The following is a 16289-nucleotide window of genomic DNA, read 5'->3' on the forward strand; positions in this document are numbered from 1 at the left end:
CTATATTCGTGGGCGCAGAACCAATGCGCCCATCATTCCTCATTGCCTTCATCACGGCTGCCCGCCGAGGTGGAATCAAGCGTCATATCGGCTGCCGTTTGCATCTCGCGCATGGCGCTGCGGGCAGCCGCGCCAAATGCCAACCCCGCCGCAAGGAAGCCCAACCGCCGTGCCGCTAAGGAACGTTCGCGCCAACCAGAGGCGCGGAAAGCACAAAAGGCGAGCGCAATGTAATATTCCTTCCATTCCCCCGCCCTCCCCAATAGATCACTAGCAATCCGGCGCACTTCTTGAATGGCGCGAAATCCTTTGTAAAGAGGATGGTCTTGGTCAATTGGAACTGGCGCATTTATGTTCCAGTTAAGGTGGTTAATGAGGGGCAAAACAGCGCGAACCTCTGCCCATGAATTGCCAATTTTGGGGGCGATCAAGTCTGTCAGTAGGCTGATCTCCAAGACCGCCCAATCAAAGAGTGTATGCCCATCGCGGGCGAGTTCAAAATCGATCAGCCAGGCATCGCCTGAAGGGGAAACAAGGATATTCCCCGTATGCAAATCACCATGAATGGTGGAATAGCGCCCAGAAAGGCGCTGTCCTAATGCCCATCGATAGCGGCGAAACGGATTGGGAAGGGCATCACTCACCCCGACTACTGGCGGCAAGGTAGCATCCATAAGGTTAAAATCCGGTTCAAGGGCGGCAATATCACGGGCGAGGAGGTCATCCCGCGTCTCGCTAATGCGTCCGACTACACGCCCGACATGATTGCCACGTCGTAACGTGGAATCGCCGCCACGAAGATCAACGCGGCAAGCGTAGTTTTCCGCTTCCGGCTGGATGCTGCGTGCCATACGAATAATGGTTTCCCCCCCATCTCGCCCCCGCTTCAAGCGGATCACAACGAAATCTTCAAGGGCGACGATCTCCCCCGGATGACGTTCCTCCCCCCGACTCCACTCTCCTGTTGGGTGCAGGATTATTCCCTCCGATGGCATATCCTCCAGCGAGAGCGCCTCAAGGACAAGGGCGGGCGGCAAAAGAAGCTCGTATTCCTTCCATGCTTCGGGGGTATAGGTTGAGGATTGTTTCCACCACTGTCGTCCAAAGACCTCGAACAACTCATGGCGCAAAAAGCGTGCGAGTGCTTCCCCATCAACCTGTTCGGCATACTGCGCCAAATTGCGAGGGCGCTCATCGGGGGTGCCACCAACAAAGGTATATTTTAGCCCCCCATACGAACTGTGTTCGGGGATGGTCAGATCGGACTCAATACGGGCGGTTTTTGGGGTCAGGCGGCTGCGAACGAATAAATCATAGCGTTCGCGCTCCATGCGCAAAGCGTGGTAATCGTGCAGTTTCACGATAACTGGTGCGTCGGTGCGGTCATCAGCGTGAAAGGGACGGATGAGGAGGACGGTTGCCCCGCTATAGCCGCTGTATCCCTCTGTAAAGTAGGTTTCGATAACAATCTTTTCATAACGGCGAAACATATGACCCAACACAAGGCGCTGTTCATCCGTCAGACGTTCGCCGTTTTCAATGGCTACTTCATTAGGCAAAATGGCAAGAATTTTGTCTTGAGATTGCTCTAACGCCCGATTTTGCAGCATAGTCGGATTAATGCCCTTCTTGCGCAAAACGCGGACGGGTAAGCTATCCACTTCATCCAAAATGGCGTTCAAAAGCGCCCATTCAGGGGCGGTTGTTTCGGGGTTATTGGCTATGATCCGCCGTGTAGAGGCAAGAACGCGAGAGGCACGCGGCGTTTCTGGATAGCCGGACGAGGTGCGTGAACCATCCCCCATACCCGCCGTCTGGCGCACCTGATCGCGCAGGTCTTTAGGGGAAATCCCAAAATGCTCTAACCCATTCGTCAACAAGCCGCCCTCTAGCTTGGCAAGGGCGAGGAAAAGATGTTCAACCCCGAGGTAGAAATGCTTCAGCCGAGCGGACTCTTCCTGTGCCAACGCGAGGATTGCTTCCAAGCTAATTTTTTCCACGTATCGCCCTTGCCTTTTCCTTCCTAAATTAGGAGGAGTCTAACTGAAGGGTAGGATGATGAGAAGGGGCAAGACACTATTATCCCGAAATGATCTGAAAAGAATACATGAAACCTAACAGGTTTAGAATTTCCCCTTCACCGCCGCGTCAAGCTCTGTTAGAATGCGATCCCCTATCTGATTCGAGGAGGTGCAGACTTGACGACCTTCGTCGGCAGTTCGCCTACTAGGGCGGATGATCCCTCACTCAAGACAGCGCCAGAAGGCGCAGAAGAACCCTCAATACCAACCCGTGAAGCAAATTTTCGGTGGCTTTTAAGCCACCTCCGTCCATACCGTTCAGCGGCAATCCTTGCCCTTGTGTGTGGGATGATCGGTGGGGCTGCCACCGCCGCCGGACCCTATTTCGTTGGACGAGTCATTGACCACCTTCGAGAGGGGACAACCCTTTCCCAAATTGGGGCGGATGTCTTGCTCTTTTTGGGGCTGACGGTCTTGGTGAACATCGCCTTTTTCGGGCAGCGCACCTTCAGCGGTTTCGTTGCCTATTCCGTTGATTTGGACGTTCGGCAAGCGCTGTTTGGGAATCTACTGCGTTTGGAGCAAGGCTTTTTCCAACGCTTTCCCCTTGGCGATCTCATCTCGCGGATGCACAGCGATATTGAGATGATCTGGCGGCTGAACGCGATGTCCCTCACACGCGGTGGCAGTGCTGCCTTTCTCCTCCTTGCTACATTTTTTCTGCTCGCCTCGGTCAACCTCCTGCTGACACTCGCTGTGTTCGTTATCTTAGCCATCTCAACCCATTTTCAATTTCGGGCGGGGCGCGTACTAACACCGCTTTGGGAGCATGTTACCGATCAGGCGGGAACACTCTCCGCCCTTGTCCAAGATTCCGTCAGCGGTATTCAGACAATCAAGACCTTTCATCAAGAAGCAGACACCGCCCGCGCCTATGCTGAACAAAATCGTGAGTTTCGCCGCCGTTGGCTCTTTTTTAAGCGGCGCAACGAGCCGGTAGGGATGCTCCCGAACATGATCAGCGAGACGACAGCGGGCATTGTTGTGTTGTTCGGCGGTATTCTGACTCTGAATGGGGCAATGACGCTAGGCAATTTCACCCAATTCTTGCTTTACCTCGGCTATATTGCTGAGGCGCTTTTGCAGATTGGGACGATCTACCAACGTTACCAGCAAACACGGGGGGCATTCCGGCGGATAACACCGCTGCTGACGGATGCCAACATCAAAGACGAACCACATGCCTATGACCTTCCGCACCCAAAGGGAGCAATCACCTTTGAGGGGGTGAGCGTGATCCTCAATGGGAAAACGCTCTTAGAGGGCATCTCACTCCATATTCCGGCGGGGCAGACGGCTGCCATTGTTGGACCAACAGGCTGCGGAAAAACACTTTTGATCAGCCTTTTGGCACGTATCCTTGACCCCCATGTCGGGCGTGTTCTGGTTGATGGGATCGATGTGCGCGATGTGAAACTGAGCGCCTTACGAGCGGCAATTGCCTATGTTCCGCAGACTACCTTCCTGTTCAGCCAACCGCTTCATACGAATGTCCGCATGAGCCGCGACGACGTGGACGATGAAATGCTTATGGGGGCGATCACCATTGCCGGCGTCGCCCGCGACCTCCCCCAACTTCCCGATGGGCTGAATACCCTTGTTGGGGAACGCGGGGTAATGCTCTCTGGAGGGCAAAAACAGCGTGTTGCTATTGCCCGCGCCGTCATTCATTCCCCGGCGATTTTGATCTTGGATGATGCTCTTTCGAGCGTGGATACGCACACTGCCGCTGATATTCTGGCGAACCTACGGGATGTGTTGCGGACGCGGACGAGCCTGATTATTGCTCATCGTATTGCCACCGTGAAAGATGCCGACATGATTTATGTCATGGATGAGGGACGGATTGTTGAACAAGGAAGCCATGAGGCGCTTATCGCCCTGAACGGACGCTATGCGCGGATGGTGGAGCGCGAACATCACGAGGAGGAACGTGCCAGCCATGTCAGCCCTTAAGTCATTCACCGCCAGTACCAATCGTGCCGATGTGCCTCCTGATATGGTGCGAACAAAATTCACAGATCGCGGGTTGGTGCGCCTTCTAGGGCGTTTTCTCGTCCCGTTTGCCAAGCCGCTTGCCATTGTTTTTCTTGTTCTTCTGGGTGTGACAATCCTTGCCCTTGTGCCGCCGATCTTAATTCAGCGTGCCGTTGATGGACCGATTGCTGCTGGTGATCTGAATGGGCTGATCCCACTCGGCATACTCTATTTTGTGGCGATCCTCGGCGTTTTCGTCCTGCGCTTTGCCTATACCTACCTGTTGCAAACGGTTGGGCAGAACGCCTTGTTAAGCATCCGGCAAACGCTCTTTGAACACATCCTGCGCCAAGACATGCGCTTTTTCAACACAACTCCCGTTGGGCAGATCGTCTCACGGCTCTCCAGCGATATTGAGGCGCTGACCGAATTGGTCTCAACAAGCATCGTCTTGGTCGTCAGCAACTTCATCACCCTGATTGGAGTGATCGTTGTGATGCTGCTCATGAACTGGCGCTTGGCGCTGCTCAGCTTTGTTGTGTTGCCCGTGATGATCTTTGCCACGCGCTACTTCCGCCGAAAAATCCGCGAGAATGCCGCCCGCTTACACAAAATTGTAGGCGATTATCAGGCATTCCTAAACGAGCATCTGGGCGGGATGTTGATCGTCCAACTCTTTGGACGCGAGGCATGGAGTCGGGCGATGATGGGCGATATTTTAGGGCGCTACCGAGATACCCATGCCAAACTGCGTGATCTGTACACCTTTTTTGCTACTGTGCTGCAAAGTCTGACCGCAGTGGGCTTGGCGTTGGTCATGTATGGTGGCGGCAGCAATGTGCTTGCTGGGGTTGCCACACTGGGGACGCTCATCGCTTTCACCCAATATACACAGCGGATGTTCCAGCCTATCCTCGCGCTCTCCGAACAATATGCCCAGATTCAAACGGCGCTGGCAGCCGGAGAGCGCATTGCCCGCCTGTTGGCGATAGAGCCAACGATTCACGACTCCAGCAACCCGCAGCAAATCACCGCCTTTCATGGGGCGATTCGCTTTGAGAATGTGACCTTCAGCTATGATGCTGGAATGCCCGTTTTGCGAGGAATTACCCTCGATATTCCGGCGGGTCAGCGTGTTGCTATTGTTGGGGCAACAGGGGCGGGAAAAACGTCCCTTGCCGGACTGTTGGCTCGCTTTTACGATGTGGATGCTGGACGTATCCTGATTGATGGCATTGATCTGCGCGATTTGGCTGGAACAGATATCCATCGTTATGTGGTTGTTGTGCCGCAAAACCCGTATTGTTTCAATGGCACGATTGCCGATAACCTTCGCCTATTCAACCCCGCTATCACGCTAGAGCAGATGCGCACTGCCGCCGCCATAGCCGCCTCTGCGCCGTTCATCGAGCGGCTGCCCGGGGAGTACGATTACCGCCTTTTGCCCGGTGGGGCGAACCTCTCGCAGGGGCAGCGTCAGCTTTTGGCGCTGACACGGGCGCTCATCCATAGTCCAATGGGGATTCTCGTGCTGGATGAAGCGACCAGCAGCATTGATACCGAGACAGAGGCGCTGATTCAAGAGGGGTTAAAGCGTATTCTAAAAGACCGCACCAGTTTGACTATTGCTCACCGCCTCAGCACCGTCAGAGAGGCAGATCGCATCCTAGTGATGAGGCATGGGCAGATCGTTGAAGACGGGAATCATGCCTCCCTCTTAGAGGCAAGGGGTATCTATGCCGAGCTGCATGAGCGGCAGTTTGCTGAGGTAAGCCTTTAACGCCATGCCTATTGGCAAGTAGTAGTCCATCAGAACGCTAAACAAAGAAAGAGGCAGTCCTCATCCCCCGAACCCCCTTCTCCCTGTGGGAGAAGGGGGTTCGGGTTTCCAAGCCCCGAAGGGGTGGCTGCTTTCAGCCCGCTGCTTGAGCGGCGGCGACCCCGTGTAGTCGCCCCTACGGGGAGGCGAGGTGTGTCGGGAAAAGGGGTTCCTTAGAAATCCCTGTGGTGGACGACCACCCTAAATATCGAGCGTTGCCTCTTTCGAGTGAGTCATGATGAACTTCTTGCGCGGCGGCACTTCGGGACCCATGAGCATATCAAAAGTGTGATCGGCGGCGGCGGCATCATCAAAGGTTACTTGGAGAAGTGTCCGTTTTTCGGGATTCATCGTTGTTTCCCAAAGCTGGTCAGCGTTCATTTCTCCCAACCCTTTGTACCTCTGAACCCCCACTTTGTCCGGTTCAGGGTAGCCTTTCAGCAGCCGTTGCAAAAGGGCATCTTCCTTAACGCCACCTTCGGGATAGACATAGGTGGCGTTCTTCTTGTATTCCAAGCGGAAAATCGGCGGTTGAGCGATATAGAGCCGTCCAGCGGTGATCATCGGCTGCATGTAGCGAAAGAAGAATGTTAGCAGCAGCGTTCGGATGTGGCTCCCATCGACATCCGCGTCGGTCATAATTATGAGTTTACCGTAGCGCATCTTGTCCAGATTGAAGTCGTCGCGGATGCCCGTCCCTAAAGCGGCGATCAGCATTTTGATCGAGTCGCTGTCCAGAATTTTGTTCAGCGTGGCGCGTTCAGTGTTCAGGATTTTCCCCCGCAGCGGGAGAATAGCCTGGAAGTGCCGATCCCGTCCTTGTTTGGCGCTTCCGCCGGCGCTATCGCCCTCAACGATGTAAATTTCGGTGTTTTCACCGCGATCACTGCAATCTGCCAATTTGCCGGGGAGTGTTGTATTGGCAAGGAAGCTCTTACGTTCGCCCAAAAGAAGTTCCCGCTGTTTATCGAGGGCGTCCTGAATACGCATCGTCGTCAGGCACTTGTCAACGATTTTCTTGCCCTCTTTGGGGTTGTTTTCCAACCATTCGTTGAACGCCTCGCTGACGACCTGCGCCACCGCCGGATTCACTTCGGGGTTCATCAACTTCACCTTCGTTTGCGATTCAAACTGGGGGTTTGGGTGACGAACACTGACAATGGCGGTTAAACCGTCAAGCGTATGGCGTCCGGTGAAGTTGGCATCTTTTTCCTTCAGGAAAGCAGATTTGCGAGCATAGTTGTTGATTGCCCGCGTCAGTGCCGTGCGCAAGCCAGTTTGGTGCGTCCCTCCATCGGGGGTGTTGATCGTGTTGGCAAAGGTGAGTTCGGTGCTATTTGTGCCATCCGTATATTGAAAGGCAAACTCCACCTCCATCTGTGCCTCGCGGGTTTGCCCCTCAATGATCATATTAAAGGTGCTTTGCCCGCTTCCGCTGACAACCTCATGAATGGCATCGCGGTTGCGATTGAGGTAACACACAAAGGCGCTCAAACCGCCCTCAAAGTAAAAAGTCGTTTCGCGGGGGAGGGGTGTTTCGCGTTCATCGATCAAGCTGATCGTCACCCCCCGCACCACATAGGCCATTTCGCGGAAACGATCTGCCAGCGTCTTGAAGTTGAGATCAAACTCTTGGCGAACGCCGGTGAAAATTTGATCGTCGGGGTAGAAGGTGATTCGCGTGCCCGTTCCTTCGCCTTCGCCCATCTCTCGGATGGCTTCCACCTCGCTGGTTTTGATCCCGCGTTCATAAGTCTGCCGCCAGAGATGCCCATCACGCATGACTTCGGCAACGCACCATGCGGAGACAGCATTCACTGCTTTCACCCCAACACCATGCAGCCCGCCAGAGACGGAATATGCCCCGCTACCAAACTTTCCGCCAGCATGGAGCGTGGTCAAGACTAATTCGAGAGTAGGAATGCCCTTTTGCCAGTGATTTTCCACCGGAATACCGCCGCCGTTATCGGTGACTGTGACAGAGCTATCAGGGTGAATGACGACTTCGATGAAATCACAACGCCCTGCCATTGCTTCATCGATGGCGTTATCAACCACCTCGTAAACAATGTGGTGTAAGGCGTGAACATCTGTGCCACCGATATACATGCCGGGGCGCTTGCGGACTGCCTCCAACCCTTCAAGTGCCTGAATATCACGTCCGGTTTGCTGATGTTGCGGGGTTGCCACCACCTACCTCCTAAGAGAATGCTTGTTTGGGAGATTCGCACTGTGTTCTAGTCAGTACCATTACCAAAATGATAAAAATCAAAGCGATAAAACGCCGAAAAATCACGTCCCAATGTGCCGGGAAACATGCTTATTATACCACACTGCAAAGGCGAGTTCAAGAATAAGTGTTCGAGGGATTCAGCGGGAGACAACAACCTCGGCAAAGCGGAGAATACGGCTTGCTGTTTGGTAACCCCGTCGTCGTTCAGCAACAACAACACCCGCCGGCATCCCCGGTTCGTCGGCGGCTTCTACGGCGCGGTGGCGGCGTGGATCAAAGGGCTGCCCCACCGCTGGAATGGGGCGAACGCCCTCCCGTTCAAAAAGGTCGAGAAGCCGCCGCAGCAGGACGCGCTGCCCCTCTAACCAACCACTTAGAATATCGTGAGCGGTTGGGTCAGCAAGGGTTGTAAGTTGCACCGTTCCGCTCTCGATTGCTTTTTCAATCCCATCGACAACGGGCATGAGTGCCTCGATCCACTTCAAGGCGGGGCTGCTCCCGCTGATTGCCGTCCCTCGCATCATCATACGGACTCCTTAATCATACCGGGCAAGGGGCGAAAATCGTCCCGAAACTCTGTTCGGTTCAGGTCACTGTGACGCCGCGCCTCAAAAAATAGATCCTCAGGGTGAAAGGTCAGATCGGGCGGCGGAAGGCGGCGTGGGGGGATATACGGCGGCGGCGGGTGTACGATCTGCCGATCTGTATCGGCGCGGGCATCGGGCGTGCGAAGGGCATCATAGGCGGCGCGGATGCGGCGAAAACCCTCTGGATCACGTTCAGGGGGATGCTCTTTCACCAAGGCGAAATAGGCATTCTTGATCGCCGCAGCGGTGGCATCGGGCGTAACCCCTAAGATGGTATACGGTGTTTCTGCCATCAGCCTACCCATCCCAACAAGCGGCGCATTTCGCCATCTGTGCCATCGGGGTCTATCGAATCCAAAACGTCCTCCAGCGTGGGTGTGTACCGTTCATTGAGGAGATTGATCGCCTCGTCAATGCCAAGCTGAATGTCACGCCGCCGAATAGTTCGCGCCCATGCTGCCGCCTTTTCAAGGTGATCAAGGGCGGCGGCACGGCGTCCCTTCGCCGCATCCCACATCCCCAAATGGAGATGGGCGACGCCATAGGTGGCATCCTCTTTCAGGGCGCGGCGGGCGTGATCGTAAGCAGCGCTTGATTCACCCTGGGCATAGTAGGCGGCGGCGATGCGTGTCAATAAGATGGGGCGCTGTCCATCGCTGCCCCCCGCTAACGCAGCAGTAAAGTACTCTGCCCCTGCAGCGCCTTTCCCTAAGATGGCAATGCCCACATCGACAAGGGCTTCCGGCGGCAAGGGCGCATGGTTTTCGCGCCGTTTCAACCAGCGCCGCGCCTCAGCGTGATCGCCTACGGCGTGCCATGCTTCAATAATGAGCCGCGCTAGATCATCGTTCGTCAGGTCGAGCCGTTCAAAATCTGCCCGTGCTGCCTTTGGTTCAATGCCCGCCAACGCCGCGCCCCGCCGAGCATAGAGCAGGGCATCATCGGGTGTGAATTCAAGCGCCTTTGTGTAATCGTTGGCGGCGGCGCGAGAGTCCTCATCGGCACGGTGGAGGTCGGCACGGGCAGCGTAGAGGATCGCCAAGCGATTCCGCGCCAACGCTGCGTAAGGCGCGTTCGTCGTCCTATCGACACGCTCCCAGGCATCAAGGCTCTGATCCAAGTCACCTTCCATCTCGCAGGCTTGGGCGTAAAGCATGAGCGCCTCAGCGTTTTTGGGGGCGATCTCTAGGACGCGCAGGGCAGCTTGGCTTGCCGAACGCGCATTTTGCTGTTCAAGGTAGCGCCCGATGAGGGCAATTTTTAGGGCGAGATCATCAGGCTGTGCTTTGACTGCATACCGTAAGGAGGCGGCTGCCCGTCCGAACTGTCCATCACGGGCGTAGAGCGCGTCAATATGCCGCCACAGACGGGCGATATGTCCGGGTGTCCAGGCCTGTTCGCCGCGACGCGGACGGCGGCGGACGAATTCGCGCCACGCCTCGGCTGCCTCTGCCCATTGATCCAGCCGTTCATGGGCAAGGGCAATATTGGCGATTAGGTCGCGGGGGGCTGCGCCAGCCCGTTTTGCCGCTACCCAGTGACGGAGTGCCGCGTTCCAATCGCCCGTTTCGGCAGCAGCATTGCCCGCTAAAAAGTCGGCGCGTTGTTTCAATTTCAAGAGGATGGGCGACTCTGGGGCAATTTTGAGCGCTTGACGCACGGCATCAGGCAGCACATCAGCGTTCTCCACATGATCAAGCGCCCGTTCAGTAAGGGCGCGAAGGAGGTTCAAGCGGAGAGCGGGCGTGTTCAAGCCGTTTGCCTTTGCCGCCAAAAGACGGGCCAGAGTCTCGCGCTTTTGCCCCCGACGATAGGCGATGAGTGCCAAGTAGAATTGGCAAAAGGCAATGGCATGGTTTAAGGCGCTATGCAGATGCGGTTCAGCCGCATCAAAATCGCCATTGGAGAGTGCCTTGATCGCGTTTTTCAAGGCGGGCAGTTTGGGCTTCAGGCGATTCTGCTGCTCTGGGGTGAGCAGTTCCCATGTATCCTCACGGGCGGGATCGCCGCCTGTTTCAGCAACAGCAAGGCAAAGCATGGCGGCGGTGCGGGCGTAATGACGAGGATCAAGACCGATGCTCTCACGGTAGGCGGAAATGGCTGCTTTCAACTGCCCGCCTCGGTGGTGTGCCAAGCCCAAATGGTAAAGGTAAAGCGGATCGCCCGGATAATAGGTGTTTGCCGTCTGTATATCATTGAGGGCGGACTCGGCGCGAAGATTTGAGCACGCCCGCCGAAAATGTGCTTCTGCCAGCGCTCGCCGAAGTGCCTCGTCGGGTGGTTCACGCCGTGCCTGTGCCGACCATGCTTGAATAGCACCCTCGTAATCGCCCCGCTCAAAGGCGGCGACGCCTCGCTCACGGTCTGTTAGGCGCAGCAGAGGACGAGGTGGATTTTCGGGGCGGGTCTTTTTCTTTGCCATGTGGTCAGTGTGTGGTTTGAGGTTACGCCTGTGCATTATAGCATCTCGTCTGTGGGCTGGTCACGTAATTTCCGAAAGGGGTACAATGAGTCTGCTTCGGCGGACTAGATGTGAAGGATACGCGATGCGACGCCCGCTCTCTGTAATTTTTTTTATGGCAGCCTTTATCCTCGGTGTTGGGTTGATGTTTTTGCCTCCCACAATGTTCACGATTGCTCAAAGCCCCCCGACACTCACGGCAACTCCTGATGTGCCTGACTCCGATTTGCGGCGGGAGATTGAATTCCTAAGCCAAAAGGCGGAACAAAACATCACCATTGCTAATTCACTGCTGACACTTGTCCAGTCCGCCGCCGATACGATTGGGTTGGTGATCACGCTGGTTGGGGGGTTGGTTGCCCTGGGTGGTTTTGTCCTCGGCGCGTTGGGGGTGCGCACACTTCTGAATTTTAATAATGTCCGTCGCCAGTTTGAAGCATCTCAAATGGCATTTGACGACACCCGGCAGAGTTTTGAGGCGGTGAAACATGAATTCGAGGCGACGAATTTACAGTTTCAAGTGACCAAAAACCAATTTGAGAGCGAGATTGCCCTTGCGCGGCAAGAACTTGACCGAGCGAAGGCGGAATCGGTGCGGATTAGCGAACGCGGCGAAAACGCAATTTATGCCCTGACGATGCTTCATATTGGCAAGGAGCAAATGGAGAAAAACAACCTTGATGCGGCGCTGAATACGCTCACCGAGGCGTTCCATTTTGACTCCAACAACCGTGCCATCAATTACTTCTTGGGTGAACTGCATACCCAATTAAACCGGTTTGATGAGGCTGCCAAATACCTGATCACGGCTGGCGCAGAGGAATCCCCTGATGCAGAGGCATCCTTCCCCGCCGCCAAAGCTGCCTATGCGTTCATTTGGCGCAAGAAGGGGGATGGCGAAGCCGATCCCGCCCGCCGCAAAGATTTCTATGACCGTGCCGAGCGCTACTACTTAGAGGCACTGCGCCGCAACCCGAAACTGCTGGATATTCACGGGGAGGCGGTTTATGCCTCACTGGGGGGGCTTTACAAACAGCAGAACCGCCTTGAGGATGCTGTTGAATGTTATGAGAAGGCAATCACCGTGCGCCCGAAGGATTCCTCGTACCCATTCAATAATTTAGGGATTCTCTATACCCAGTTGAAAAATTACGTCCGTGCCACAGAGGTGTTTCAAAAGGCGCGGGACATTGCGCTTGACAAGGTGGATGATCGCCCTCAAGACTTTTGGGCGCGGTTTGATCTGGTCACGGCGTGCGCCATGCTCGATGATCGGGATGGCGTTCAACAGCACATTCGTGAGGCGTATAAATACGTTCTGCTGCCAGACCCGCTGCGCACCTTTTTGCGAGGGATTACGACACTCCATGAGGCAAAACCAACCGACTTATTGGCATGGCTGATGCAGAACGTGACGGCGGAAATCGAAACCCGCGAACGAGCAGCGAAGCTGTGAGCGTAGGGCGATGAAGGCAAGTGCATAGCGCCTAGAAAGAGCGAATCTCCGGTGGGCTGCCTGACCAACTGACAAAAAGGGGCGGGTAAGGTATACTCTCCAGTAGCCCATCGGTACCCATTGGAGATCTGGGATGAACGCTGCCCCGCGCCCTTATCGTCTTGGAATCATCGTCCTTATCCTTATGCTGCTTACGGCATGTGGGGGAGGGACGGCGAACAACCCTACCGCCGCCCCAGAGCAACCCACCACCAGCGGCAGCACCGCTATCCCTACAACGGCATCAATCAGTACAGAGGCTGCACCGTCCGCCCCTAGCCCACAACCAACTCTGCCACCTGCAGCCGCACCTACCGTTGTTCCTACGGTTGTGGCGGCAGCCCTTCCAGAACCGATCAAGGGGGTCAAGTTTGGGCCGCTCGCGTATTCTCCCGATGGCAAAACCCTCGCTTTTGTTGGCTCGGTGTACGACCAATCAACTGGGTACAGCGACAGCACGCTCTATGTGAAACCGATAGAGGGCGTCGAGGCACGCGCCATTACCAAAACATCGCGGCGGCTCATCTTGACGATTGCCTTTTCGCCCGATAACGCCTCCATCGCTTATTTCGTTCAGGAAACAGGGACGTATGTCGTCGCGGTGGAAGGGGAGGCGACCCCCAAAGAAGTGAAGAATGTGACTTGTTTGAATTGGTCACCAGACAGCAAAGGACTCATCTCGATCACAAAGGGCGCAGTGAATTTTGTGCCGATTGACGGTGGGCAGCCCAAGACGCTTTTCAAGGACGATATTACGGTGGGCTGCGCCGCTTATTCCCCAGACGGTCAATCCATTGCCTACCTCGGCAAGAAGGACGCGAAAGGCTTTCCACAGCTTTATGTGAGTGCGCCGGATGGGAGCAACGCCCGTCCGGTTTCTGGCGACAACAATTGGGGGCTTTTCAATGTGATGTGGTCGCCCGATGGGAAACGGCTCGCCTACTTTGTAACCGATGTCACCCTGAACGGTGACATTCCTTGCATTGCCGAAGTGGAAAGCGGGAGCGCTGTTTGCTTGAAGGATGTTGCGGGTAAATATTACACCCATATGGCATGGTCGCCAGACAGCCAGCAGGTAGCGCTCGCCAGTCTGGGGCAAACCATGCAAAAACTGCGGACGATTGAGGTGATGCCCGCTGCCAGCATGACGTCGACGCTGTTGATCAAAGGTGATCCGTTTGTGGTAAATGATGTTACATGGAATCCGGCAAACGATCAGATCGTTTTTGCCGCCGTTCGCGCCTCCTCAAACGGCGGGTCAATCTACGCAATTACCCCCGATGGGAAAACGATCCAACCAATTTGGGGTGGCGACCTTGTAGCGCTAGGAAAAACCCTCGTTGATTTCACCTACACGATTGATTCAACGACAAAACTGCTCTTTCAGCGTCCGAAAAGCTGGTTTTTCAACAGCACCAATTCCATCTTGATCTTTGCCCCAAGCCAAGCCGCACTCCAAAATCTGCGGCTGCCCTTTGAGGCACAGTTTGGGATCGCTGGGGGAATCAAACACATCAACACGGTTTACAAATCGCTTTTAACAACCGATCTCTCGCCGCGAACCATCCTCCAAGAGGCGATCAAGAATGCCCCCGGCAGACCGAGCGCCGAGACTATCACAGAGAAAATACTAGGCGCTCATCCAGTGGCAGAAATTGTCTTTACCACCCCCAACAACGAAGAACAGGTGTTGATCGCTGTCAACTTAGATGGTTATCCGGTTGTTGTCCAGTTCATCTATGAACGTGGGCAAGGGGATCGTTTCTTGGCAATGGCAGAAGCGAGTGTCAGCACACTCCGCAAAGAGTAAACGCCGACTACCTCGCCAAAGCACATCTGCGCAGTTGCCCTCATCCCCCTACCCCCCTTTGCCCAGTGGACGAAGGGGGAGTCGATTTTTTGAGGGGGCTTCCCCCTCAATCGTCCCTTTTCGATGAATACTAGGGTAAACACATTCAACTGCGCAAGTTCTAATCTGCTCTCAGCCCGATGTGAAGGCGTCGGGCAGGGGCAACCCCTCTCTCTCAGTTTCGTGGATCCCCTTGCCAACTTGCGCCTCAGGCATTTTGCCTCACAATACAGAAGGATGTTTTTACCGATCCAAAGAGGTATTTCGCCATGGCTAAACGATACCACCTTACCCTTGCTGTTATTGTGTTATTTGCGCTCACCTTTAGCATGGGCGGGACGCTCCGCGCCCAAAGCCCTGAACAACTTGACTATGGGGATACCCTTGTCGGATTCATCACAAAGGACGCGCCTGTATCGTTTTACCAGTTTAAGGGGGCAAAGGGCGACCCCGTGACAATCACGGTGGAGTCCGTTCAAAGCGATTTGCTGCCTGCCTTTTGGGTCTATGAAACAGCGAAAGGCGAACCGGGCAAGATTGGCGAGGGAAAACCCGCCGCTGATGGCAAATCTGCCATGCTTGATGTGATGCTCCCCGCCGATGGCGACTATTCGATCAATGTTGTGGGTAGCAAAGACACACTAGGGGATTTCATCATCACCCTAAGCGGTCCGCCCGAACCGGATTACCCCCTCCTGCGCAGTTTCAATGTGAAGGGACAGAACCCCAACGGTACAACCTTTGAAGGAATCCTAACGATCACCGACGTTGAAGGGGCAGAAGTCACTGATACGCTGTATGTCTTTGATTGGCAGTTCGCCAACCAAACGATTGGGCTTGGCTTGCGCAAGGGTAATTACATTGCTGTTGCCTACAGCCGCAATGAGGACTCCGAAGCGTCTTGTGGGGTTGCCCTTTTTGAGAAAGACCCCAATGATAAGAATGTTTTGAACGGGCAGTTTGCCGATGTGGGCGATACCATCCCCGGTACAGAAACGCTGACGAAGGCGGATGGAGATACCTATGATGTGATTGGGGAAATGCCCAATGGCGAGAAATATAAGGACACGCTCACTCTCGTGTTGGATGGCGAGGCGCACATCTTTACCTATCTGACGAATGATGTTTCAGGGGTAGCTATCGAAGGGGATAACTACTTTGCGGCAAGCTATGGGACGGATTGTGTCTTGGTGTTTTATCACATCAATGCCGATGGGAGTATGGATGGCTATTGGACGGAAGAGGCGTCAGAGGCGCTGCTGATTGGGTCGGAGAAGGCAACCCCACGAAAGTAACGACTGGTGTATCGTTCTGGGATAGCTAAAGCCTATACCGAGGTTGAAGGCGGCAGCTTTAGCAGCGATGCGGGCATAGAGACCGAGATAGGCGTGGGCGTTGACGGATTCGAGACCGAAAACGGTAGAGAGGATGGCAAACACGGTTTCGATAACCTGATGGGCAGCCTGCGCTGCCGACTAGGGGCGGGTTGCCGGTGGCTGGGGTTGAGCGATAAAGTGAGCTTGGGCGTCGGTGAAGAAGGTATCCATAGCCATTGTTCAATCCTTTTGTTGTTGTCTTGGATTGGACATTGGCGATACCTTCTTTTCCTTCTTGGATAAGCCTTTTAGCGGCGGGATCATGAACGATTCTGCGTTTTCATTGTATTTGCACTACGTTCTGTTGGCTTTTTGGGTTCAGAACCCCTACCCCCCTGCCCCCTTTCCCCGTACACAGGGAAAGGGGGAAAAATTCTGCGGGCGAGGGGGAAGCCCCCTCAAAGACGTGAT

At 54.9% G+C, this 16289-nt stretch carries 11 protein-coding genes; 6 read left to right on the forward strand and 5 right to left on the reverse strand.

Features of this window, described 5'->3' with window-relative positions:
• Nucleotides 1-32: 32 nt before the first annotated feature.
• Nucleotides 33-2000, reverse strand: coding sequence for a phosphotransferase (locus tag HS103_18950; protein MBE7514871.1), 1968 nt, complete (start codon nucleotides 1998-2000; stop codon nucleotides 33-35).
• 198 nt (nucleotides 2001-2198) lie between these two features.
• Here HS103_18950 and HS103_18955 point away from each other — a divergent pair, with 198 nt between their 5' ends.
• Together HS103_18955 and HS103_18960 are read left to right on the forward strand one after the other, a co-directional pair.
• Nucleotides 2199-4037 carry an ABC transporter ATP-binding protein gene (locus HS103_18955; GenBank protein ID MBE7514872.1) on the forward strand — a complete coding sequence of 613 codons (1839 nt, stop codon included), beginning with the start codon at nucleotides 2199-2201 and terminating at the stop codon, nucleotides 4035-4037.
• On the forward strand, nucleotides 4024-5838 hold the full coding sequence (locus HS103_18960) for an ABC transporter ATP-binding protein (protein MBE7514873.1): 1815 nt from the start codon (nucleotides 4024-4026) through the stop codon (nucleotides 5836-5838). The genes HS103_18955 and HS103_18960 overlap by 14 nt, the downstream gene beginning before the upstream one ends.
• A gap of 240 nt (nucleotides 5839-6078) precedes the next feature.
• Here HS103_18960 and HS103_18965 read toward each other — a convergent pair whose 3' ends face one another.
• The 4 genes from HS103_18965 to HS103_18980 all read right to left on the reverse strand — a co-directional run bounded on the left by HS103_18965 (nucleotide 6079) and on the right by HS103_18980 (nucleotide 11119).
• Nucleotides 6079-8067: a type IIA DNA topoisomerase subunit B gene (locus tag HS103_18965; protein MBE7514874.1), complete on the reverse strand. Its 1989-nt coding sequence runs from the start codon at nucleotides 8065-8067 to the stop codon at nucleotides 6079-6081.
• A gap of 180 nt (nucleotides 8068-8247) precedes the next feature.
• Entirely contained in the window at nucleotides 8248-8637 is a 390-nt protein-coding gene (gene grpE / locus HS103_18970) for a nucleotide exchange factor GrpE (GenBank protein MBE7514875.1), read from the reverse strand.
• Nucleotides 8634-8990: a DnaJ domain-containing protein gene (locus HS103_18975; GenBank protein ID MBE7514876.1), complete on the reverse strand. Its 357-nt coding sequence runs from the start codon at nucleotides 8988-8990 to the stop codon at nucleotides 8634-8636. Before HS103_18975 ends, grpE begins: the two co-directional genes overlap by 4 nt.
• The gene (locus tag HS103_18980; protein MBE7514877.1) at nucleotides 8990-11119 is read right to left on the reverse strand and encodes a tetratricopeptide repeat protein; all 2130 of its coding nucleotides are present in this window, start codon (nucleotides 11117-11119) and stop codon (nucleotides 8990-8992) included. The genes HS103_18975 and HS103_18980 overlap by 1 nt, the downstream gene beginning before the upstream one ends.
• Nucleotides 11120-11243: 124 nt before the next feature.
• Between HS103_18980 and HS103_18985 the strand changes: the two genes are divergently transcribed.
• From HS103_18985 to HS103_19000, 4 genes are all read left to right on the forward strand, one after another.
• Entirely contained in the window at nucleotides 11244-12614 is a 1371-nt protein-coding gene (locus HS103_18985; protein MBE7514878.1) for a tetratricopeptide repeat protein, read from the forward strand.
• Between the two features lie 133 nt (nucleotides 12615-12747).
• Nucleotides 12748-14463 carry a PD40 domain-containing protein gene (locus tag HS103_18990; GenBank protein ID MBE7514879.1) on the forward strand — a complete coding sequence of 572 codons (1716 nt, stop codon included), beginning with the start codon at nucleotides 12748-12750 and terminating at the stop codon, nucleotides 14461-14463.
• 308 nt (nucleotides 14464-14771) lie between these two features.
• The gene (locus HS103_18995) at nucleotides 14772-15797 is read left to right on the forward strand and encodes a hypothetical protein (protein ID MBE7514880.1); all 1026 of its coding nucleotides are present in this window, start codon (nucleotides 14772-14774) and stop codon (nucleotides 15795-15797) included.
• A 6-nt stretch (nucleotides 15798-15803) separates the two neighbouring features.
• Complete coding sequence (locus HS103_19000; protein MBE7514881.1) at nucleotides 15804-16121, forward strand: hypothetical protein; 318 nt, start codon at nucleotides 15804-15806, stop codon at nucleotides 16119-16121.
• Nucleotides 16122-16289: the final 168 nt, after the last annotated feature.

The sequence above is a fragment of the Anaerolineales bacterium genome (assembly GCA_015075625.1).
Classification (GTDB): Bacteria; Chloroflexota; Anaerolineae; order Aggregatilineales; family UBA2796; genus UBA2796.

What these genes read in the sequence shown, in the direction of transcription:
- HS103_18960 (MBE7514873.1), top strand. Translation starts at nt 4,024, where the DNA reads ATGTCAGCCCTTAAGTCATTCACCGCCAGTACCAATCGTGCCGATGTG.
- grpE (MBE7514875.1), bottom strand. Translation starts at nt 8,637, where the DNA reads ATGATGATGCGAGGGACGGCAATCAGCGGGAGCAGCCCCGCCTTGAAG.
- HS103_18975 (MBE7514876.1), bottom strand. Translation starts at nt 8,990, where the DNA reads ATGGCAGAAACACCGTATACCATCTTAGGGGTTACGCCCGATGCCACC.
- HS103_18980 (MBE7514877.1), bottom strand. Translation starts at nt 11,119, where the DNA reads ATGGCAAAGAAAAAGACCCGCCCCGAAAATCCACCTCGTCCTCTGCTG.
- HS103_18985 (MBE7514878.1), top strand. Translation starts at nt 11,244, where the DNA reads ATGCGACGCCCGCTCTCTGTAATTTTTTTTATGGCAGCCTTTATCCTC.
- HS103_18990 (MBE7514879.1), top strand. Translation starts at nt 12,748, where the DNA reads ATGAACGCTGCCCCGCGCCCTTATCGTCTTGGAATCATCGTCCTTATC.
- HS103_18995 (MBE7514880.1), top strand. Translation starts at nt 14,772, where the DNA reads ATGGCTAAACGATACCACCTTACCCTTGCTGTTATTGTGTTATTTGCG.